This is a genomic window from Halomonas chromatireducens, assembly GCF_001545155.1.
GTDB lineage: Bacteria > Pseudomonadota > Gammaproteobacteria > Pseudomonadales > Halomonadaceae > Halomonas > Halomonas chromatireducens.
In genome coordinates this window covers 2,187,123-2,207,179 of record NZ_CP014226.1, presented here as the reverse complement: position 1 = coordinate 2,207,179, position 20,057 = coordinate 2,187,123, and the positions used below count along the sequence as shown (strand labels likewise).

Sequence of the window (20,057 nt, the reverse complement as noted above, 5' to 3'; positions counted from 1 at the left end):
TGAACCGAGGGTTGGGGCACTTCGACAACCTGTGCTCCCCAGCGGGTTAGAAGATGGCTGAGCGCATGGCGGGTAGGGGCGTGTGGCTCGTGGTAATTGGGAATACGTCCGCCGGCGAGTATCGCGCGCAGGTTGAGCGAACGACACAGCTCCTTGCGTGCCTCGTAGAGGCGGCGCCTCAGCGCCGAGCAGGTTGAGACGCATTTAGTCAACAGCCGCTGGGAAAGCCTCAAGGCCGAAGAGCGCGACCAGCGTGCCTCCGACGGTTCGGCGAATTCGGTATTAGATGACGTGCCGCGAACCCTGCCGGCGCTGTCACGGGCCGTCAAGCTCTCCAAGCGCGCCGCCCGGGTGGGTTTCGACTGGCCCGACGCCCGTGGTGTGATCGCCAAGATCCGCGAGGAGCTCGAGGAAGTCGAGGAGGCGCTGGCCGAGAATGACACCGTCCATGCGGCCGAGGAGGTGGGCGACCTGCTGTTCGCGGTGTCCAACCTGGCGCGCACCCTCAAGGCAGACCCCGAGCGCTGCCTGCGTGAGACCAATGCCAAGTTCGAGCGCCGCTTCCGCTACGTGGAAGCGGCGCTGAACGCACGGGGCTTGACCACGCGAGATGTCGACCTGGCCACCATGGAGCACTACTGGCAGGAGGCCAAACTGCACGACACCCCCATTTCCGAACTGTCTTCAGGAGACCGGCCATGAGTGACGATCTGCACGAATCGCTGCGTGACAACGTACGCATACTGGGCGATAGCCTGGGCCGGACCATCGCGGACGATCTCGGCGAGGGTTTCGTCGATCGGATCGAGGCCATCCGTGGCTATGCCAAGAGCGGCCGGCAGGGCGATGTCCAGAGCAGCCGTGAACTCATCGAGTACCTCCGCAAGCTGCCCGACCGCGACCTGCTGCCGGTGACCCGGGCCTTCAACCAGTTCCTCAACCTGGCCAATATCGCCGAGCAGCACTATCGCGCCCGCTACCGCCGGGTGGAGGACTACCGACCGGGCAGCCAACCGATGCTGGGGGAGCTGCTGACGCGGGCGAGGCAGGCCGGACATGCCCCGCGCAAGCTGGTGGAGAGCCTCGCCAACATGCGCGTCGAACTGGTGCTTACCGCGCACCCCACCGAGGTCATACGTCGCACCCTGATTCAGAAATACGACGCCATCGACGAGTGCCTGTCGACCATCGAATCCTCCAGCGACTATCCCGAGCGGGCGAGCCGTGCCCGGGGACGGCTCGAGGAGCTGATCAGCCAGGCCTGGCACACCGACGAGATCCGCCATGAGCGGCCGACGCCGGTAGACGAGGCCAAGTGGGGCTTTGCCGTCATCGAGAACTCGCTGTGGCAGGCGGTGCCCGCCTTTCATCGTGACCTGGATACCCTACTGCTGGAGACTGCCGGCGAGCGCCTGCCCCTGGATGCCGCCCCCATCGTCTTTGCCTCCTGGATGGGCGGGGATCGCGATGGCAACCCCAACGTCACCTCTCGGGTCACCCGCGAGGTATTGCTGCTGGGCCGCTGGATGGCGGCGGACCTCTACCTGCGGGACCTGGAGCAGCTCAAGGCCGAGCTCTCCATGTGGAAATCCAACAGCGCGCTGCGCGCCGAAGTGGGCGGCGTCGCCGAGCCCTATCGCGAACTGCTCAAGCGACTGGTGCAACGGGTGGAGGCGACCCGCGACTGGGCCAAGGCGGAACTCGATGGCCGCAGCTTCGAGGGAGGCCCCATCATCGAGAACAGCGATCAGCTCTATGCGCCGCTGCTGACCTGTTATCGCTCGCTGTGCGATGTTGGCCTGGATACCATCGCCAACGGCGCGCTGTTGGATACGCTGCGCCGTGTCGCCATATTCGGCGTCACCCTGACCAAGCTGGACATTCGTCAGGAGGCGAGTCGCCACGCTCTGGTGATGGAGGAGCTGACCGGAGCTCTGGAGCTGGGTCACTACCGCGACTGGAGCGAAGAGCAGCGTCAGGCTTTCCTGCTGGCGGAGCTGGAGTCTCGCCGCCCCCTGATTCCGCGGCGCTGGGAGTGTTCGGCCGAGACACGAGAAGTGCTCGACACCTTTCGCGTCATCGCCAGTGAGCAGTCCGAAGCGCTGGGTACCTACATCATTTCCATGGCGGCGCAGCCCTCGGATGTCTTGACCGTGGCGTTGTTGATGAAGGAGGTAGGGGGCCAGGTGTCGCTGCCCATCGCGCCTCTGTTCGAGACGCTCGATGATCTCAACCGCGCCGGCGATGTGATCGACCGCCTGCTGGCGCTGCCAGGCTACCGGGCGCTAGCCGGTATGACTCAAGAGGTGATGATCGGCTACTCCGATTCGGCCAAGGACGCCGGGCAGCTGGCGGCGGCCTGGGCCCAGTATCGGGCGCAGGAGCGGCTGGTCGAGGTATGCCGCGCCCACGGCGTCTCGCTGACGCTCTTCCACGGTCGTGGCGGTGCCGTCGGCCGCGGCGGTGGTCCGGCGCATGCTGCCATCCTCTCCCAGCCGCCGGGTTCGGTGAACGGCAGTCTTCGCGTTACCGAGCAGGGCGAGATGATTCGCTTCAAGTTCGGCCAGCCCGACATCGCACTGCGCTCCATGGAGATCTATGCTTGTGCGGTGCTCGAGGCCACCCTGCTGCCGCCGCCGTCCCCCGAGCCTCACTGGCGCGAGGAGATGGACAGGTTGGCAGCTATCGCCCACCGGGGCTATGTCAGCGTAGTGCGTGAGAACCCCGACTTTGTGCCCTATTTCCGAGCTGTGACGCCGGAAGGCGCGCTGGGCCGGCTGCCTCTAGGCTCGCGTCCCACCAAGCGACGCCAGGATGGGGGCGTGGAAACCCTGCGCGCAATCCCCTGGATCTTCGCCTGGACCCAGATTCGCCTGATGCTACCGGCATGGCTGGGGAGCGGTGAAGCGTTTTGCACCCGCCTCGAGGAAGAGGGTGGCCTGGAGACGTTGCGCGAGATGCGTGACCAGTGGCCCTTCTTTGGCACCTACCTGGACATGCTCGAGATGCTGCTGGCCAAGGCCGATGTGGCTATCGCCAGCTACTACGAGAGGCGCCTGGTGGATGAGCCGGCGCTGAAGGCGCTGGGCGAGGACCTGCGGGAACGCTTCACCCGCCTGAACGAAGTGTTACTGACGATCCTCGACCAGGAAGAGTTGCTGGAGCAGACGCCGCTGATTCGCCAGGCCATTGCCGTGCGCAACCCCTATATCGACCCCCTACATGGCCTGCAGGCAGAGCTGCTGCAGCGAAACCGCGATGCCGATGGCGCCATCAGCGGTGAGCTCACCCGCGCCTTGATGGTGACCATGGCGGGGATCGCTGCGGGTCTGCGCAATACCCGCTGAGTTTCCGCCGGCAAGGCAGAAACGACATCGCCCGGCCAATAGGTCGGGCGATGTCGAGACGAGAAAGTCAGCCATCGGGCAAATCTTGAGCCACACTAAAGTGTTTCGATGGTCAAGAAGTCACCTGATTACGCATAAGACTCAGCGGGCGCCTGGTGGAGGCCGCCGCGTTGGCGTCGGCAACACCGCCGGGAGTCCTTCGGCCTCCAGTCGTAATCTGAAGATACTCCTGGTATGGATTGACCTGTCAAGGGTTCGGTTGTCTCTGGTGCATGCGGTGTCCTCAATGCCTACGGGTCAGGGAGCGAGGGGCTATCAGCGACGGTGGATCTCTCTGGTATTCGTGGGTTGGGTACCGACCTGTCANTGGGACACCTGCAGCCGGGCCAGGCGCAGTCGCGCCAGGCCCTGGATGTAGTCGCGCTTGCTCGCATCGATCACCGACCTGAGGGCGGTCACGGCGGCATCATGGTCGTCCTGCGCGACCGCCAGGCGTGCGTCGATAAGCCGGTGCCGAAATCGTCCATGGCGAAGCTGATGCCAAGGGCCTTCAAGCGCTGCATCTTGTCGATGCCGGCCTCGACGTCTTCGAGCAGGCTGCTCTCCGTCAGCTCCAGCTTCAGGCGCTGGGGGGCGGCGCCGCTGGCAGTAATGACCCGATGAATACGCTCGACGAAATCGGCTTCCTTGAACTGGCGGGCGCTTACATTCACGGCCAGGCTCAGGTATGCCGTGGCGCTGTGCTTCTGCCAGGCCACCAGCTGGCGACATGCCTGTTCGAGAATCCAGTCCCCCAGCGGGACGATCAGGCCGCTCTCTTCGGCCAGGGGAATGAAGTCGGCCGGTGAAATCATCCCTCGCGAGGGATGTTGCCAGCGCACCAGTGTTTCGGCTCCCAGGGCACGACGATCCTTGTCGTACTGGAGCTGGTAGACCAGGTGAAACTCGCCGCGCTGCAGGGCCAGGCGCAGGTCGCGCTTGGTTTCGTTGCGAGCCTGCATCACGGCCTGGATGACATCGTCATGGAAGCGAATCGTATCTCGTCCGGCCAGCTTGGCCTGATGGCAGGCGGCATCGGCCAGCTTGAACAGGGTTTCCACCTCGTCGTCGCCGTGAAACATGGCGACCCCCTGGCTGGCAGAGAGGAAATGCTGAATACCGTCGATGGAGTAGGGCTCGGCGACGGCCAGGCGAATCCGGTCGGCCAGTTCCTCGACGCAACTGGCTGCCGTGTCCGCCTGTGCCGGCAGTGAATCGATGACAAGCAGAAACTCGTCGCCACCCAGGCGCCCCGGGATACAGCCCTGTTGCTGAAAGGCGCCCAATCGCTGGGCGACCTCGCGCAGCAGCCGGTCTCCGGTGCGGTGGCCATAGCTGTCGTTGATCTGCTGAAAGAGGTCGATGTCCAGATAGATCAGCGCGCCGTATTGCCCCGCACGCTGGCACTGCTGGAGAGAGTGGGCGAGATGCTCGCTCATCATGTGCCAATTGGGCAGCTCCGTCAGGCCATCGAAATGGGTCAGCTGGTGCGCCTTGCGCTCGGCGGCGAGGCGGCGCGCCTCGCTATCGCGCAGGCGAAGCACCGTTTGGGCAATCTTTCGCAACTGGCCCCGGCCACGCTCCGCCAGACGCTGTATGCGTGGCAGCTCGGGAACCTCTCGGCGCAGGCGTGAAAGGCTGAGCAACGCTTCGCCGATGGCCAGCAGGTGGCGATTGAGAGCCCGAGCGGAGTAGAAGGCCGCCAGCAGCATCAACAGCAGGGTCACCCCGCCAAACAGCATCACCCTATGCAAGTGCCCAAGGATGGCCTGATAGGAGTTGTCGGTGCGATCGCTGGTCCGTTGTGACAGCTTGGATGACAGATGCCCCGTCAGTATCGCGAAGCGCAGAAATTCCTGCTGCGCTTCGTCCAGATATTGCCGGGCGGTAGAAGGATCGATCGTGGCAATATCGCTGGCCATGATGATAAAGCGACGGTAAGCGTGGAACGCCTCGATCAATTGGTTGGCACTGCCGTGATTCAGGTCGATCATCAGCGGCGTTTCGGTCAGTGCCTGCACCTGTTCACCAAGCGCGGCAAGTACATTGACGAAATCCGAATGCAGGCGGTAGCTGGCAAGCGGTGAGAGCTCGCCACGGTCGGCCTGCTGCAACATCTCCACCACGTTCTTGTGCAGTTCGCCCAGGTTCTGCTCGTAGTTGGCGGTCTGCTGTAGGGCGGCCAGGTCTGCCAGCTGGTTGGTATGATTATGGCCCACACGCTCCTTGAGCAACTGCACCGCACCGAAGCCGAACAGCAGTGCCGGGACCAGCACTACCAGGGTGGGCAGGAGAAAGACCCAGAGCAGCGGCTGGCTTGGCTTCATGCGATTCCCTTACTGCTCGAAAGCGTGGTGTAAGTCCAGCGAGGGCCACAGATCGGGCGGTATGCTGGCACGATAAAGGTAACCCTCTTCGCCGAGCGGGGAGAAAATCACCAGGGTGCCTTCGGGGGGGAAGTAGTTCATCAGGTCGGCCAGGTTGGGCCCGTGGGCCACGATCAAGCGGTTGACGTCGCCTTCTACCGGCAATGCCAACACCTTTCCGGTATTTTCGATCACGGGCCGCTTTTCGTCATTCGTCATGGCTGCGGTGTAGCGCAGCAGGTCGTCGATCACATATTCCTGGGTTGGCAACACGATGCGAGCGGTTTCCCGGGCGCGACAGAAGGGGCTGACCCGAATGGGTGCTTCGAGCGGCCAGTCATGGCGCGCCAGATGCTTGGCCACGCCCTCCATGACCTGCCGCCCCTCATCGCTCAGGGGCCGCTGAGTGGCGCAGTCGTCGAAATTCACCGGTACCTGGTCGGGGATATGGGTATCGGTCGGACCATGACGGAGGTAGAGCACGAAGCCGCCGTGGTGCAATGCCGAGAGCAGTTCCGGGGTAGGCTCGGTCGGGTTGTGCTCGTCGGCTGCCAGCGCATGGCAGGCGGAGCCGAGCAGGAAAGTCATCGTCAATAACAGCGGCAGCAGTCTGGTACGCAGCGCTTCAAGTGGCCCCACGGCAGCCCCTTTCTACATTCATGAAAAAAATGAAATATGCCATGTGGTTGAGTTGAAAAACCAGTCATTCCTTGGCCTAACATACCCAGACTTGACCATTGTCAAATCATGAGACAGCCAATCCAGTCCATGGCACGTGTGTCATCACCGCGGCGTAGCATCGGACTAATTGGCTAGCCTGCAAACGGCGTATGCCTAAAGGCAACGCCGCTCAAATATTTTCCTGATGCTGTCTTGGTAGGCGTTGCCCTGCACGTCTTGCTTGGTTACGGTAGGTAAAAAAGCTACAAAGGTGGCTTACGTACCAAAATGTACTCAGGGATGCCGCATTAGGGATGAGGGAGATTATCATTCGTTCTGCCAGCAGGGCGGTAGCGTCCCTGAAATTCCCGAATCAACCCAGCGGGCTACCCACCCCGGCATTTCCTGCACCGCACGAATTTTCCTGACATGCACTTCTTGTGCAGGACCCTGCAGTGCTTCTCGAGAATGGTCGCCATCACCTTATCCATGAACTGAGGGGCAGGGGGCACCTCCAAGCTTGGCTTCTTTAAATAAGTTGATACGCATACAGTATATTGGTTCCGACAAAACGTGCAGGCACGCGAATTCTGCATAGGTAGCCGAGCTATACTTACATTCGTATGAAATTAACATTTAAACGTATAAAGGCGCACTGGATAAAATTGTAGAACGCGCAGATGTGTTCATCCAATATCAGGACATGCACTGTTAGCTTCCAATTAGAGTGAGTAGCTATGTTCTCGGAATTAGATAAAATATCAACGGTTGACGAAAACACCCTCGTTTTTTACGCCCGCCTTTGGCAGCTTGAAAAGTGGCTGAAGGAAATGGTGTATGTTGAATTAAAATCGAAGAAAGGTAAAGCTGGTTCAAGTTTGATAAAACTAAAAACCTATGAATCAGATAAAGCCTTAACTCATATACCCACAGTCGATGGCAAGCCGCTAAGTTTCACCACGTTTACTGAACTCGTTAAGATAATTCAAAAATAACTGGAATTCATTCTCAGAGTATTTGTCTCCAAAGAATATACGGGAAGTAAAGCTAGATGAGATTGTGCATATAAGGAACAGAGTTGCTCATTTCAGTAGTGGCCACGCGGACGATGTTGAAAGATTATTGCAGCTGATGAGGGGTATTGGTAACGGATTCTGTAGGTTTTGCACTGATTATAATTATTTGCAGCCGATACTACCTCCTTATAGGAATGCAGTTGCAAAGAAACATATTGATCTAGAAGCATTTTCGTTCAAAGAAATTGCTACAAACCAATGGGCGAAAATCGGAACTGCTCCACGAGGGTTGAGATATATTGTATCTATCTATTCACTCAGACGGAGATGGGCAGATAAATCAGAAAAAATCGATGGAGCGACAAGCTGTATATGCGACATTAACGTTCATATAAGAGATAACAAACAACTTGAATGCTCCAAAATTTTAGCGGCAGTGATGTAGTATAAGGTAGAATTAATTCACATCTGTTTGGACACATTTTCAAGTGCGGTTCGCGTAACTATTCCAGCGATACTTAGTAGTGATAAAGTTTGTGAACTAATAGATGGTCTGATAAATGTCTATGTCTAGCATCATCAGGCACAACGATAGATCGTAACGCACGGACCTGCGGAACTCGTTGTCGGCCAGTTCGAGGAGATGGCGTCGATTGTAGGTTTCCGTGAGGCAGTCATGGGTGGCCTGGTAGGTCAGTCGGAGGTTGGCGGCCATCAGCTCGCTCGTGCGCTCCATGACTCGGCGCTCCAGTTCCCCTTCCAGCGCCTGTGAATCGTGCTGTGTGCAGGTATTCGAGGGTGAGTCATGGATGATACCGAGCAGGTGCGTCAAAACACCCAGTGGGTTGGCGATCGGGACCAAGAGGAGCTGTCGGCGGACCTGGCGTTGTTTGCCTTCCTTGTCCAGCAAGCAGCAGGTTGCCTCATAGCGAACCGGCATCGCGTCTTTCATACAACGTATGCAGTGGGCTATCACATCATCGCCGAAGGGTGAAGGGAGCAGGTGGGCCAAATTTTTGCCTACCCAAGTCAGCTTGCTGCCCAACTGGGCTTGCTGTGCGGGATTGACTGCCTCGATGACAAAGGCTTCGCCACCTTCGATTCGCGCTAGAAACATCTGTTCGGGGAAAAACTCCCAAAGGCTCATCACCACTGTGCCAGCATTGCTGCCGAGGCTGGATAGACAATCCGGTGTAAGCCATTTCGACGATAGCATTGTCGTGCCCCCTCCATTCTGGTGCCTTTCATTTCTTTCGTGCCTTCTAGCCCTGGCACGAGCTCCCTGTTGGTAACGCGATGCAGCAATAATGCTAGTTTTGTGTGTCATGCTCTGCTGCATGGTTTTCATCATCCCCCCAGCTAGTTTCACTGCCTACTCGTTACATCGAAGCATGACGGTTTCCACCTTTCACCACCCCCGCCATCTTCTATACTTCTCATGGCAATCCCTTTGAATCCAGCAGGATAGGGGGGTGTCATGACGAGTAAAGGCAAGATCTATAGCCGTGATCCGGATGCACTGAGCTGTCTCTCATGCCGGCTCAATTACCTTTGCCTAATTGCGGACCTTCCCTTGGAAGAGAGGGCCTTGTTCAGTCGCATCGTTCGCCCGGCCGAGACGCTCGAAAAACGCCAGGTCCTGGCGAGCCAGGGAGCGGCATTCGACCGCCTGTTTGCCGTCCTTACGGGTAGCCTCAAGCAGGTCGTCGTGACCGACAGCGACGAATATATCGTCACGGCGCTGTGTCTGCCTGGCGATCTGGTTGGGTTGGACGCCATCGGTGAGGGTGCGTATCCAGGGTCGCTTGTTGCCCTGGAAACCACCGGTGTATGCGAGATCCCGTACGAACAGCTCGACCAGCTTTGCACTCGCTCCGCTGGGATACGTCGACTTTTTCCTCGCTACCTGAGCCAGGCGATGCACGATGAGCGACTGAGACTAACCCTGCTCCTGCGTAGAACGGCTGAAGTTCGGTTGGCCAGCTTTTTGTTGGCCGTTTCCGAGCGGTTCCGGCTCCGGGGCTATTCGCCTCACCACTTCCGCCTGGCCCTGTCGCGAAGCGATATCGCCAGCCACCTGGGGCTGACCCCGGAAACCGTGGGTCGGGTGCTGGTGAGCTACCAGCGGCAGAATCTACTGGATGTGAGCGGCCATGAGTTCCTGATTCTCGATTTCGAGGGGCTGAAGAGCCTCGCGGCAGCCAACGGCCGGCGCCACCGCCAGCGTGAAGCCTAGTGGGGCGCCGGGCGCAGCGGGTTCGGTACCCGCTGCGCAGAGTGTTCCCGCTGCCGCTATATCGCAATCGCACTGGTTGCCTTGACGGGCTGTGGCATGCGGCTGGTCCAGATCGGTCGGCCTGGTTCTCGTAGCTCTTGAATGATGCGGTATTCGTTGTTCTTCTGGGCAACGAAAGCCTGCAAGGGGCGATGCAGCTCCGGCGTCGCATTGGTTTCCAGCAGCCAGGCAAAGAGCCGGCATGTGACCTCGGCGGCATCCTCGGTTGCCATCAGAGCATCCCGGCTCATGGCATCATCCACCACGAAGAAGTGCTGGGGCGAGCGCGGCAGGAACGGTGATTCCCGGGGCGGGTTCAGGGAGACGCAGGCTTCGAGTTCCAGTTGTCTGGCCACGTTGCGCAACGTCTGGATGCGCTCTTCGCACTCTATGCCAAGGGCGGCCATCAGGCGACTGATATGGGGAGCGATCGGCAGGAAGCTGAGTGCCAGCCGCCGGTAACGGTTCAGCTCCCCCGTTTCATGGGTGTAGGCAATACTGAGCTGTTCCTGTGGCAGGAGCGTGAGTGCTGTCAAGTTGTTCATGTATATCATTCCGTTATCGTCTTATTGATCCTGAGCTGAGTGGGCTTCAGTGAGGCAATCCTAGTTTGACTGAGACTTTAGTTTCCACGATAGGTATCAAGAAATGGGACGAATGGAGAAACTTGAATAATGAAACTGAAGAAACTCATCATCGATATTAGTTATGTAATAATTTGATGTTTGGTTCTTCTGTTACTGTTTTGCTTTGTAATAACGGAGCCGAAGGGGCGCTTCAGGTTTGCGTCGTGCTTGGCGCTCCTGCACGGGCGAGGTGCCTGATGCCCTTGCAAGTGGTGTCAGTGGCGACCATGGTAAAAGCCTTGGCCATGAGTCTTGGCCAAGCGTGTTGTTGGCAGGGCAGTACCGACAGGGAGGAGGGGAGATGAGCGACCATCGTATCGAACGTGACAGCATGGGTGAGCTGAAGGTGCCGCAGGACGCCCTGTATGGCCCCCAGACACAGCGGGCGATCAATAACTTTCCGGTCTCCGGGCAAGAGATGCCACTAGCCTTCATCTACGCCATTGCGCGAATCAAGCTGGCGGCGGCCCGGGTTAATCGAGACCTGCAACTGCTGGATGCCGAGCGAGCCGAGGCTATTATCGATGCAGCCGAAGCGATCATCGAAGGCAATCACGACAGCCAGTTTCCGGTGGATGTCTTCCAGACCGGCTCCGGTACCTCGAGTAACATGAACGTCAACGAAGTAATCGCCCATCTGGCAAGTCGCGATGAATTGACGGTTGGCCCCAACGATCATGTCAATATGGGCCAGTCGAGCAATGACGTCATCCCCACGGCCATCCATCTCTCTGCTGCACTGGAGGTGACGACGCGACTGCGACCCGCGCTGGTGCATCTGCGGGCGATCATTGATGAGAGGGCCTTGGAGCTCGATGGGGTCGTGAAGACCGGGCGTACCCACCTGATGGATGCCATGCCGCTGCGCCTGAGCCAGGAGCTGGGCGGTTGGTCGAGCCAGTTGGGCCAGGCCATCGAACGACTCGACAGCGCCATGCTGCGTCTCTGCCGGATCGCCCAGGGCGGTACGGCAGTGGGTACCGGCATCAATGCACACCCCGAGTTTGCCGAGCGCATTGCTCGTGAACTCAGTGAGCAGACGGGGCTCTCCCTGGAACCCAACGACAGTTTCTTCGCCAGCATCGCATCACAGGATAGTGCCGTTGAGCTCTCCGGGCAGCTAAAGGGGCTGGCGTGCGTGGTGATGAAGATTGCCAATGATCTGCGCTGGATGAACTCGGGGCCGCTTGCCGGCCTGGGTGAGATCGAGCTGGAAGCCCTGCAGCCCGGAAGCTCCATCATGCCGGGCAAGGTCAACCCGGTTATCCCCGAGTCGGCTGCTCAGGCAGCGACACAGGTGATCGGCCTGGACGCCGCGGTGACCGTGGCTGGCCAGAGTGGCAACTTCCAGTTGAACGTCATGCTGCCCCTCGTGGCCTACAATCTGCTGACGTCGATTACCTTGATGAGCAACACAGCACGCTTGCTGGCCGACCGCGCCATTGCCACCTTCAAGGTGCGAGAGGAGAGCCTGGCCGCGCCACTGGCGCGCAACCCGATCCTGGTTACCGCGCTCAACGGTGTCCTCGGCTACGATGCCGCGGCGGCCATCGCCAAGCAAGCCTACCAGGCGGGCCGACCCATCATCGATGTGGCTGAGGAGCAGACTGACCTGAGTCGCGAGGAGCTGGAGCGATTGCTGAATCCCGACAGCCTGACCCGTGGGGGGATCCCCGAGTAAGGCGGTATCGTTGCTCAGGCCGCCAGCGCCTGGCAGTGGGCCTCGACATGCTGCAGCAAGGCTTTTTGCTGCCGAGGGGTCAAGCGCAATCCCAGCTTGGTGCGCCGCCACAGGATATCCTCAATACACGTTGCCCACTCATGGTCGATCAGGTAGTCGATTTCAGCGGCTGTCAGCCCGGCACCGAACGCTTCGCCAAGATCGGCTTCCGAAGTGGCCCCGCGCAGGAAGCGCAGGCAGAGGCTGCCGTAGCTACGGGCGAAGCGCCTGGCACGCTCGTCACCTAGCCAGGGGTAGGTATCGAGCAGACGTTGGATGAAGTCCACCTGGTTCGCGATGTCTCCGCCGGGCAGCGCGGCGGTTGCAGTCCAGGGGCGGCCCATGTCAGGAAAACGAGGCGCGAGCATCTCGAGTGCCGACTCGGCCAGCTTGCGATACGTAGTGATCTTGCCGCCGAAAACCGACAGCAGCGGGGCGCCTTGCTCATCGAAAGCCAGCGTATAGTCACGGGTCATTGCCGAAGGGTCGGCCGATTCGTCGTCGCAGAGGGGGCGCACCCCGGAAAAGGAGTGGATGATGTCGCTTCGGCTCAGTTGGCGGCGGAAATTGGCATTGACGACCCCGAGCAGGTAATCCACTTCCTCCTCGAAGATAGCCACCTTGCCGGGGTCGCCCTCGTAGTGGCGATCGGTGGTACCCACCAGACTGAAGTCATCTTCATAGGGTAGTACGAATACGATGCGCCTATCGCTGTTCTGAAGGATATAGGCGCGGTCATCCGCGTTGAGCCTTGGCACGATCAGGTGGCTACCCTGAATCATGCGGATGGCATAGCGTGACCTGCGATGGGTCTGTTCCCGAATCACGCTTTCCACCCAGGGGCCAGCGGCATTGACCAGGGTGCGAGCATAGCGACGCAAGCACTTTCCGGTTCGCATGTCCTCGAGCTCAATGCACCAGTGGCCCTGCTCCTCGTAGGCCGCAGTGCAGCGTGTGCGAACCAGAACCTCGGCTCCGCTTTCGCGGGCTTGTATGGCATTGAGGACTACCAGCCGGGCATCATCCACCCAGCAGTCCGAATATTCGAAACCGCGCATGATTTCGGGTTTCAGCGGCGAATCCGAGTCGAAGCGAACGCCTCGCGAGCCAGGAAGCTGTTCGCGCTTGCCCAGATGGTCGTACAGGAACAGGCCGGCGCGGATCATCCAGGCTGGGCGCAAGTGCGAGCGATGGGGAAGAATGAAGCGTAATGGCCAGATGATGTGAGGCGCTTTCTTAAGCAGCGTTTCCCTCTCCCGCAGTGCTTCACCTACCAGGCGAAACTCGTGGTGCTCCAGGTAGCGAAGCCCGCCGTGGATCAGCTTGCTGCTTGCTGAAGAAGTGGCGCCTGCCAGGTCGCCCTGCTCACAGAGCCCGACGGCAAGACCGCGACCGGCGGCATCGTTGGCGATGCCCGTGCCGTTGATGCCGCCACCGATGATGTACATGTCGAGCAGGTCGCGTGGGGTATCCGCCATGGAATACAAGCTCCGTCAAGCTGGCGTCACACCGCCAGGCATCATGTCGTGTTTGAAAACGAACATAGATGAATCGAAAGCGAACATCAAGGGGAAAAGTGTAGTACGCCGGCTCCAAGGGGGCGCCGGAGAGAAGCGGGTGGGGCAGTCATGCGGTTGGCCGAACGCAGTGCTATCAGGCGAGGTGCAGGGCCACGTCGTGTGCCTTCATCAAATGTACGATTGCTTCGGGTGGCTGGCGATCGGTGAACAGGGCGTCGAGCTGGGCGATATTGCCCTGGCGTACCACCGGATTGCGATGGAACTTGGAATGGTCCGCGGTGAGATAGACCTGGCGTGAGTTCCGAATGATGGCCTGCGCTACCCGGGCTTCCTGGTAGTCGAACTCAAGCAGTGAGCCATCCTCGTCAACACCGCTGATACCGATGATGCCGTAATCGACCTTGAACTGGTTGATGAAGTCGATGGTGGCTTCGCCGATGATGCCGCCGTCGCGGGAGCGCACCTGCCCCCCGGCTATGATGACGTTGAAGTCTTCCTTGTGCTGAAGGATGGCCGCGACATTGAGATTGTTGGTGATCACCTCCAACCCCTGATGATCGAGCAGGGCTTCGGCCACAACTTCATTACTGGTACCGATGTTGATGAAGAGCGAAGCGTGGTCGGGAATGTGGCTGGCCACCAGACTGGCAATGCGTCGCTTGGCCTCGAGATTGAGGTTCTTACGGGTGCTGTAGGCGGTATTGACGGTACTCGACTCCAGGCCAGCTCCACCGTGAACGCGGCGTATCATACCTTCTTCTGCCAGGGCATTGAGGTCGCGTCTCACCGTCTGCGGGGTGACGGCGAAGTGTTCCGTAAGCTGTTCGATGCTGGCATAGCCCTGACGGCGGACCAAATCGACGATGGCATCCTGGCGTTGTTGTTGATTCATGTCGGCTCCCTAGCGATCCCGAGATTGTAAGCCATTCGGCGAGTTAGCGGCAGAGGCGGTGGGGGCTGCGTCGAAAGTCGTAGAGCAATGCGAACACACTGCAGTACCCTTGGTGATCATAAACGAACATACAATGACAGGACATATCATGGCCGACTACCTGCTTGCCATCGACCAGGGGACAACCAGCTCCCGGGCCATCCTCTTCGACCGCACCGGCAATGTGGCTCACGTCGCTCAGCAAGAGTTTCCCCAGCTATTTCCTCACGACGGCTGGATCGAGCACGACCCCGAGGCGATCTGGAATACGGTGTTGGCCACGTGTAGAGAGGTGGTCAAGAAGAGCGATGAGCCATTGTCATGCATTGCTGGCATCGGCATCACTAACCAGCGTGAAACCACCCTGCTATGGGACCGGCACACCGGTGAGCCGATCTACAACGCCATCGTCTGGCAGGACCGCCGCACGGCAGACGCTTGCCAGAGGCTACGGGACCAGGGACATTCGGAGCTGGTGCAGGCGCGTACCGGACTGTTGATCGATCCCTATTTTTCGGCGACCAAGCTTTCCTGGTTGCTGGACAACGTCGAGGGTGCTCGCAAGCGCGCCGAGCAGGGCGAGCTGGCCTTCGGCACCGTGGATACTTTCCTGCTCTGGCGTCTTACCGGCGGCCAGGTGCATGCCACCGACGCCACCAATGCGTCCCGAACCATGCTGTTCAATATCCATACCCAGCAGTGGGATGACGAACTCCTTGCGTTGTTTGATATTCCTGCGGCGCTGTTGCCCGAGGTCCGCGACAGTAGCGCCAACTTCGGTCATACCGAGGCGTGCCTGCTGGGAGAGGCGCTGCCGATCGGTGGTGTCATCGGCGACCAGCAGGCCGCCCTGGTCGGGCAGGCCTGCTTCCAGCCGGGCATGGGCAAGAGCACCTACGGCACCGGCTGCTTCATGATCGTCAATACGGGAGACAAGGCTGCCGTCTCGCGGAATCGGTTGCTGACCACCGTGGCCTATCGTATCGATGGCAAGCCTACCTATGCCATGGAAGGCAGCATCTTCGTGGCCGGGGCCGCCGTTCAGTGGCTGCGCGACGGTCTCAAGCTGTTCGACAATGCCTCCGAGACCGAGGCGCTGGCTCGCGAGACCCGGGATGGTCACAGCGTCTATCTGGTGCCGGCCTTTACCGGCCTTGGGGCGCCGCACTGGGATCCGAAAGCGCGCGGAGCAATCTTCGGTCTGACTCGGGATACCGGCATTGCCGAGATCGTTGCCGCCGGCCTGCAGGCCGTCTGCTACCAGACCCGGGATCTACAGGCCTGCATGCGCGACGACATGGAGGCAACCCCGGGCAAGCTTCGTGTCGATGGCGGGATGGTCAGCAACAGCTGGCTGGTTCAGTTCCTGGCTGACACGCTGGACGTACAGGTCGACCGGCCAACAGTGCTCGAGACCACGGCGCTAGGTGCCGCCTACATGGCAGGCCTGCATCTCGGCTGGTATCGGGACCTGGACGAAATCGCCGACCTCTGGCGCTGTGAGCAGAGTTTCCTGCCGCAGATGCCAGAGGCGGAGCGGGAGCGGCTCTATCAGGGCTGGCTGGCAGCGGTGGAGCGAGTAAAAAGCGCGCCCTGAAGCTTGCAAAATTCAGCGATATCGGTAAGATATGCATCCGTTGCCGAGGCGCTTTTTCGCCCCGCGGGATGAAGGACCATAGCTCAGTTGGTTAGAGCGCCACGTTGACATCGTGGAGGTCGGCGGTTCAAATCCGCCTGGTCCTACCAGATTCCCGAAACGCCTCGCAGCCCTGCTGCGGGGCGTTTCGCTTTCCTGATTACGCATAAGACCCAGCAGGCGCCTGGTGGAGGCCGCTGCGTCGGACCGGATCGAAGATACTCCAACAACGACGTGGCACCGTCGGTGGAGAGATTCGCTGTTGGAGCGCTCGGTTCGGCGCCCCGAGTTTCCATCGCGACTGGCGCCGTCAGGCGCCCGGCGGAGGCTGAAAGATTGGTTGTTGTCGCGAATACCGGCAACACTGCCGGGAGGCCTGCGGCCTCCAGTCGTGAGCTAAAGCTACTCCTACAGCGGCGTGGCACTGTCGGTGGAGAAAGCAGCTGTTGGAGCGCTGCTCCGCATCGCGCCAGGCGCCCGGCGGAGGCTGAAACGCCGGTGATGACCGCGAATGTTGGCAACCCCGCCGGGAGTCCTTCGGCCTTCAGTCGCCGATGCGTCGGATCGGATCGAAGAAACTCCTGCACAGTGATAGCGGCCGACGCTGTCCCAGGGGTCAATCCAGATCAGTGCTCGCCATGAACACCGCAACCAAGTCTTCGATGCCCGCCTGGTCGGTGGTGTCGAAGCGTGCGTGTCGAGGGCTGTCCAGATCAAGAACGCCCCATAGACGGTCCCTGGTCATGATGGGTACGACCAGTTCGGAGCGGGAGGCTACGTCGCAGGCGATATGGTCGGCAACCGCATGAACGTCGTCGATGCGCTGGGTCTGTTGCGTGCGGGCCGCAGCACCGCATACGCCCTTGGTGAACGGAATCGGATTGCAGGCGGGTTTGCCCTGGAAGGGGCCGAGGCTAAGCAGCTCGGGTTCGCGCTGCAGGTAGAAGCCCGCCCAATTGAGTTCGGGTACTTCCTGCATGATGAACGCGCAGGTCTGGGCGCTGTTGGTTAGCCAGTCACGGCTGTCGAAAAGGGCTTCTAGTTGTCGGGCGAGTAGGGCGTAATCGGGCGTCATCTTCGCTCCTGAATGCCATGTCTTGAATGAAGGAGGCCGGCTCAAGGCCGGCCCCGGTGATACTGGCAGTAGATTAGCCCATGGGGGGTACCGATCCATGGCGCTGAGTGTTTTCGTCACTCCCAGCCGGGCACCGCGCCGCCGTCGAACAACTCCAGTGCCTTGGCGGCAACCTCGTCGCTCTGGTAGGCCGAGACCAGCTGCTGGATCTCCTCGCGCTCCTCGTCACCGCTGCGCACGGCAATCAGGTTGACGTAGGGCGAATCGGGTCCTTCCTTGATCAGGGCATCATCCAGGCTCAGGCCGGCAGGTTGGGCGAAGGTGTTATTGATGAAGGCCAGGTCCACGTCGGGCAGGACCCGCGGGAGCTGGGCGGCTTCGATCTCGCGGAAACGGAAGTCGTTCGGGTTGTCGACCACGTTGACCGGCGTCGCCTCCAGGTTTTCCGGGTCATCCAGCTCGATAAGGCCGGCGTTGTGCATCAGGATCATCGCACGGCCACCGTTGGTGGGGTCGTTGGGCAGGGCGATGAGGGCACGCTCCGGCAGGTCTGCGATATCGGTGTGTCTTTCCGAATAGGCGCCGATGGGATAGACGAAGGTGTAGCCGGCAACCGTCAGGTCATAGCCACGATCATCCACCATGCTCTGCAGGTAGGGCTCGTGCTGGAAGGCGTTGGCATCCAGGCTGCCGTCGGCCAGGGCCGCGTTGGGCGATACGTAGTCGGTGAACTCGATGATCTCCACCTGGAGGTCGTAGCGCTCGGGGGCGATCTGGACCGCCACTTCCATCACCTCGGATTCGGGGCCGGACATGGTGCCGACCTTGATCGAGCGTGTCTCGGTGTCGGCGTCGTCTCCGCCGCAGCCGGCGAGCAGGGTGGCGCTGGCTAGTGTGGCGGCGCCGAGCAGGCGGGTCAGGGTTGTTTGCATTGGGTCGTTCTCCTTGGGTGTTGCGTCACTTGCGATCCGACTTGCGTACCAGATAATCCCCCAGGCTTTGAAAGCCCTGGACCATGACCACCAGGATCGCCACAGTGATCAGCATGACGGTGGGGTTGAAGCGGTTGTAGCCGTACCGAATGCCCAGGTCGCCCAGGCCGCCGCCGCCCACGGCGCCGGCCATGGCCGAGTAGCTCACGAGGGTAACGATGGTGATCGTCAGTCCGGTGATGATGCCGCCGCGGGCCTCGGGCAGCAGCACCTTGGTGATGATCTGCCCCGGCGTGGCGCCCATGGACTGGGCGGCTTCGACCAGGCCCGGCGGTATTTCGTTGAGCGCGCCCTCCACCAGCCTGGCCACGAAGGGAATGGCGGCGATGGTCAACGGCACGATGGCGGCATTGGTCCCGATGGAGGTGCCGACCACCATGCGGGTGAAGGGAATGATGGCCACCATCAGGATGATGAAGGGGATGGAGCGGCCGACGTTGGTGACGATGCCCAGCGCCTGGTTCAGGGCAGGGCGGGCGAGTATCTGCCGTGGCCGTGTGACATACAGCATCACCCCCAGCGGTACGCCGAACAGCGCCGCAAGGAAGCCGGAGACACCCACCATGTACAACGTATCCAGGGTGGCCTTGATGATGAGGTCAATCATCGCGCTGGACATGGCCGAGCACCTCCACGTGAAGATCATGGGATTCGAGAAAGTCGATGGCCTGGCGCGTTTTTTCGGCCGGCCCCAGCAACTCGGCGATCATCAGCCCCAGGGTGCGCTCCTGGATTGACTCCACCTTGGCCTGGAGAATGCTGACATCGACCTCGCAATCCCGTGCCAGTCGAGAGATCAGCGGGGTGGAGACGGCATCGCCGGAAAACGCCAGCCGCACGACCGGGTGGGTATGCTCGCCGGGCTCGGCTTCCAGGCGCTCGACCAGCCCCTTCGGCGGCTCCAGCTGCAGGAAATCGTTGAGAAACTCGCGGCCCAGCTGCGTGCCGGGGGCGGTGAAGAAGTCACCGACATCGGCTTCCTCGACCAGTTCGCCGTCGGAAATCAGGCTGACCCGATGGCAAATCGACTTGACCACCTCCATCTCGTGGGTGATCAGCAGGATGGTCAGGCCCAGTTTCTGATTGATATCGCGCAGCAACTCCAGGATCGAGCCCGTGGTCTGGGGGTCGAGGGCGGAGGTCGCTTCGTCACACAGCAATACCCGGGGCTCGCTGGCCAATGCCCTGGCGATGGCGACACGCTGCTTCTGACCGCCGGAGAGCTGGGCGGGATACTGGCTGATCTTGTCCGTCAGCCCGGTGAGCTCGAGCAGCGGCATCACGCGCTCGCGGATGGCGGCGCGCTTCATGCCCATCAGCTCGAGGGGCAGGGCGATGTTGTCGTACACGTTGCGCGTGGTCAGCAGGTTGAAATGCTGAAAGATCATGCCGATGCGGTGTCGAGCCTGGTTCAGGGCCGCGGAGGAGAGGCGCGTCATCTCCTGGCCGTCCACCGTCACGCTGCCGCTGGTGGGGCGCTCAAGCAGGTTGACACAGCGAATCAGGGTCGACTTGCCGGCGCCGGACAGGCCGATCACACCGTGAATGCTGCCCTGGGGCACATGGAGGTTCGCGTTCTTCAGGGCTTCGACGACCTTGACGTGGCCTCGAGCGCCATCCTTGTGGCCGCCCTTGATAGGATAGGTCTTGGAGACGTTGCGTAACGTGATCATCTGGCTTCCACTGACGGGCCGTGTCGTTGCGGGGCGGGCAGTGGGTACCAAAAAAAAGGCCACCCTGACGGGTGGCCATCAACGCTGGACACACCCTTTTAGCTGCACTTCATGTCGATGAATGCTCAACGCACTCGACGGCATGGGCGCCCGCAATCCGGGTACAAATCGGCGCCTTTAA

The 20,057-nt window shown here is 60.5% G+C and carries 16 protein-coding genes, 1 tRNA gene and 1 pseudogene; 7 read left to right on the top strand and 11 right to left on the bottom strand.

What is annotated here, in order from left to right; genetic code table 11:
• Positions 1–177: 177 nt before the first annotated feature.
• Positions 178–702 (top strand): annotated as a pseudogene (locus LOKO_RS10195) (MazG family protein); the annotation flags it as partial.
• Complete coding sequence (gene ppc / locus LOKO_RS10190; protein WP_066448525.1) at positions 699–3,347, top strand: phosphoenolpyruvate carboxylase; 2,649 nt, start codon at positions 699–701, stop codon at positions 3,345–3,347. The pseudogene LOKO_RS10195 and the gene ppc, both read left to right, overlap by 4 nt.
• 363 nt (positions 3,348–3,710) lie before the next feature.
• Here the strand turns inward: ppc and LOKO_RS20185 are convergent, their stop codons facing one another.
• The 3 genes from LOKO_RS20185 to LOKO_RS10180 are packed head-to-tail and all read right to left on the bottom strand — an operon-like array spanning position 3,711 to position 6,391.
• A complete protein-coding gene (locus tag LOKO_RS20185) occupies positions 3,711–3,806 on the bottom strand; it encodes a tetratricopeptide repeat protein (RefSeq protein ID WP_235588839.1) in 96 nt (31 codons plus the stop codon).
• Positions 3,803–5,713 (bottom strand): putative bifunctional diguanylate cyclase/phosphodiesterase, encoded by a 1,911-nt coding sequence (locus tag LOKO_RS20180; RefSeq protein ID WP_066448520.1) that lies wholly within the window; start codon positions 5,711–5,713, stop codon positions 3,803–3,805. Before LOKO_RS20180 ends, LOKO_RS20185 begins: the two co-directional genes overlap by 4 nt.
• Positions 5,714–5,722: 9 nt before the next feature.
• Positions 5,723–6,391: a histidine phosphatase family protein gene (locus tag LOKO_RS10180; RefSeq protein WP_066448519.1), complete on the bottom strand. Its 669-nt coding sequence runs from the start codon at positions 6,389–6,391 to the stop codon at positions 5,723–5,725.
• A 758-nt stretch (positions 6,392–7,149) separates the two neighbouring features.
• Here LOKO_RS10180 and LOKO_RS10175 point away from each other — a divergent pair.
• Positions 7,150–7,407, top strand: a complete 258-nt coding sequence (locus LOKO_RS10175) for a hypothetical protein (protein ID WP_066448518.1) — start codon at positions 7,150–7,152, stop codon at positions 7,405–7,407.
• 562 nt (positions 7,408–7,969) lie between these two features.
• Here the strand turns inward: LOKO_RS10175 and LOKO_RS10170 are convergent.
• On the bottom strand, positions 7,970–8,644 hold the full coding sequence (locus LOKO_RS10170; RefSeq protein WP_158509939.1) for a sensor domain-containing diguanylate cyclase: 675 nt from the start codon (positions 8,642–8,644) through the stop codon (positions 7,970–7,972).
• Positions 8,645–9,016: 372 nt separating this feature from the next.
• Here LOKO_RS10170 and LOKO_RS10165 point away from each other — a divergent pair, with 372 nt between their 5' ends.
• On the top strand, positions 9,017–9,664 hold the full coding sequence (locus LOKO_RS10165; RefSeq protein WP_066448514.1) for a helix-turn-helix domain-containing protein: 648 nt from the start codon (positions 9,017–9,019) through the stop codon (positions 9,662–9,664).
• Positions 9,665–9,720: 56 nt separating this feature from the next.
• On the opposite strand, the gene LOKO_RS10160 is transcribed toward LOKO_RS10165, so the two are convergent.
• Positions 9,721–10,248 carry a hypothetical protein gene (locus LOKO_RS10160; protein WP_235588838.1) on the bottom strand — a complete coding sequence of 176 codons (528 nt, stop codon included), beginning with the start codon at positions 10,246–10,248 and terminating at the stop codon, positions 9,721–9,723.
• 382 nt (positions 10,249–10,630) lie between these two features.
• Here LOKO_RS10160 and LOKO_RS10155 point away from each other — a divergent pair, with 382 nt between their 5' ends.
• Positions 10,631–12,010 (top strand): class II fumarate hydratase, encoded by a 1,380-nt coding sequence (locus tag LOKO_RS10155; RefSeq protein WP_066448508.1) that lies wholly within the window; start codon positions 10,631–10,633, stop codon positions 12,008–12,010.
• Between the two features lie 14 nt (positions 12,011–12,024).
• Here the strand turns inward: LOKO_RS10155 and glpD are convergent, their stop codons facing one another.
• Together glpD and LOKO_RS10145 are read right to left on the bottom strand one after the other, a co-directional pair.
• Positions 12,025–13,527: a glycerol-3-phosphate dehydrogenase gene (gene glpD / locus LOKO_RS10150; RefSeq protein ID WP_066448505.1), complete on the bottom strand. Its 1,503-nt coding sequence runs from the start codon at positions 13,525–13,527 to the stop codon at positions 12,025–12,027.
• Positions 13,528–13,702: 175 nt separating this feature from the next.
• A complete protein-coding gene (locus LOKO_RS10145) occupies positions 13,703–14,461 on the bottom strand; it encodes a DeoR/GlpR family transcriptional regulator (protein ID WP_066448503.1) in 759 nt (252 codons plus the stop codon).
• 148 nt (positions 14,462–14,609) lie between these two features.
• On the opposite strand from LOKO_RS10145, the gene glpK reads away from it, so the two are divergent.
• Both glpK and LOKO_RS10135 read left to right on the top strand, forming a co-directional pair.
• Positions 14,610–16,097 (top strand): glycerol kinase GlpK, encoded by a 1,488-nt coding sequence (gene glpK / locus LOKO_RS10140; RefSeq protein ID WP_066452318.1) that lies wholly within the window; start codon positions 14,610–14,612, stop codon positions 16,095–16,097.
• A gap of 72 nt (positions 16,098–16,169) precedes the next feature.
• Positions 16,170–16,246, top strand: a tRNA-Val gene (locus LOKO_RS10135).
• 506 nt (positions 16,247–16,752) lie between these two features.
• Here LOKO_RS10135 and LOKO_RS10130 read toward each other — a convergent pair.
• The 4 genes from LOKO_RS10130 to LOKO_RS10115 form a co-directional block, all read right to left on the bottom strand.
• Positions 16,753–17,211: a GAF domain-containing protein gene (locus LOKO_RS10130; protein ID WP_066448496.1), complete on the bottom strand. Its 459-nt coding sequence runs from the start codon at positions 17,209–17,211 to the stop codon at positions 16,753–16,755.
• 116 nt (positions 17,212–17,327) lie between these two features.
• Complete coding sequence (locus tag LOKO_RS10125; RefSeq protein ID WP_066448492.1) at positions 17,328–18,143, bottom strand: MetQ/NlpA family ABC transporter substrate-binding protein; 816 nt, start codon at positions 18,141–18,143, stop codon at positions 17,328–17,330.
• A gap of 25 nt (positions 18,144–18,168) precedes the next feature.
• Positions 18,169–18,822, bottom strand: a complete 654-nt coding sequence (locus LOKO_RS10120) for a methionine ABC transporter permease (protein ID WP_066448489.1) — start codon at positions 18,820–18,822, stop codon at positions 18,169–18,171.
• Positions 18,803–19,876 (bottom strand): methionine ABC transporter ATP-binding protein, encoded by a 1,074-nt coding sequence (locus LOKO_RS10115; RefSeq protein WP_066448487.1) that lies wholly within the window; start codon positions 19,874–19,876, stop codon positions 18,803–18,805. Before LOKO_RS10115 ends, LOKO_RS10120 begins: the two co-directional genes overlap by 20 nt.
• Between the last annotated feature and the right edge of the window lie 181 nt (positions 19,877–20,057).

Bases quoted from the DNA above. Each gene is read 5' to 3' on its own strand.
- ppc (WP_066448525.1), top strand. From the start codon at position 699: ATGAGTGACGATCTGCACGAATCGCTGCGTGACAACGTACGCATACTG.
- glpK (WP_066452318.1), top strand. From the start codon at position 14,610: ATGGCCGACTACCTGCTTGCCATCGACCAGGGGACAACCAGCTCCCGG.
- LOKO_RS10160 (WP_235588838.1), bottom strand. From the start codon at position 10,248: ATGAACAACTTGACAGCACTCACGCTCCTGCCACAGGAACAGCTCAGT.
- LOKO_RS10125 (WP_066448492.1), bottom strand. From the start codon at position 18,143: ATGCAAACAACCCTGACCCGCCTGCTCGGCGCCGCCACACTAGCCAGC.
- LOKO_RS10155 (WP_066448508.1), top strand. From the start codon at position 10,631: ATGAGCGACCATCGTATCGAACGTGACAGCATGGGTGAGCTGAAGGTG.
- LOKO_RS10120 (WP_066448489.1), bottom strand. From the start codon at position 18,822: ATGTCCAGCGCGATGATTGACCTCATCATCAAGGCCACCCTGGATACG.
- LOKO_RS10145 (WP_066448503.1), bottom strand. From the start codon at position 14,461: ATGAATCAACAACAACGCCAGGATGCCATCGTCGATTTGGTCCGCCGT.
- glpD (WP_066448505.1), bottom strand. From the start codon at position 13,527: ATGGCGGATACCCCACGCGACCTGCTCGACATGTACATCATCGGTGGC.
- LOKO_RS20180 (WP_066448520.1), bottom strand. From the start codon at position 5,713: ATGAAGCCAAGCCAGCCGCTGCTCTGGGTCTTTCTCCTGCCCACCCTG.
- LOKO_RS10170 (WP_158509939.1), bottom strand. From the start codon at position 8,644: ATGCTATCGTCGAAATGGCTTACACCGGATTGTCTATCCAGCCTCGGC.
- LOKO_RS10130 (WP_066448496.1), bottom strand. From the start codon at position 17,211: ATGACGCCCGATTACGCCCTACTCGCCCGACAACTAGAAGCCCTTTTC.
- LOKO_RS10175 (WP_066448518.1), top strand. From the start codon at position 7,150: ATGTTCTCGGAATTAGATAAAATATCAACGGTTGACGAAAACACCCTC.
- LOKO_RS10115 (WP_066448487.1), bottom strand. From the start codon at position 19,876: ATGATCACGTTACGCAACGTCTCCAAGACCTATCCTATCAAGGGCGGC.